Source organism: Paenibacillus sp. P4_E11, from assembly GCF_056401635.1.
Window position 1 is genome coordinate 1 of record NZ_JBFUIX010000739.1, and the last position, 511, is coordinate 511.

General features: G+C 44.0%; 1 pseudogene. It reads left to right on the forward strand.

Annotation, left to right across the window (positions count from 1 at the left end):
* Positions 1–144 precede the first annotated feature (144 nt).
* A pseudogene (locus tag AC1DWB_RS37225) lies at positions 145–511 on the forward strand (reverse transcriptase domain-containing protein); the annotation flags it as partial.

A 511-nucleotide genomic window follows, 5' to 3' on the forward strand; every position in this document is an offset into this window, starting at 1 on the left:
AGGGGCACGACTGATGAACCTCCTGTAATGGGAGTGGAGGAACAGCCCCAAGTCTAATAGAAAAGAACGATCATTTTCCAAACGTGAATTGCACCGGTCGGGTAAGAACGTGGGAACATCACCTCAAAAAGGAGGGGTGCCACAGTGCAAGCTCTGCGAAATTGGGAGTATTACGGCATGACGGAATCTTTTACGGATTTATACGAGAGAGCCAGCAAGCGTGAATCGTTTTCGCACCTTTACGATCTAATCACATCCAGAGAAAATATTCGGCTGGCCTATCGAACAATGAAATCCAATAAAGGATCAAAGACGCCAGGAACAGATGGGAAAACCATCACAGACATTGAAAAGGTTTCCGAAGATGAACTAGTAAGAGAAATCCAAAACAATCTAAAAAGGTACCGCCCTAAGAAAGTCAGACGGAAATTTATAGAAAAAGACAATGGCAAATGGCGACCGCTTGGAATTCCTTGTATCCTCGAAAGAATCATTCAGCAGTGCTTTAAGC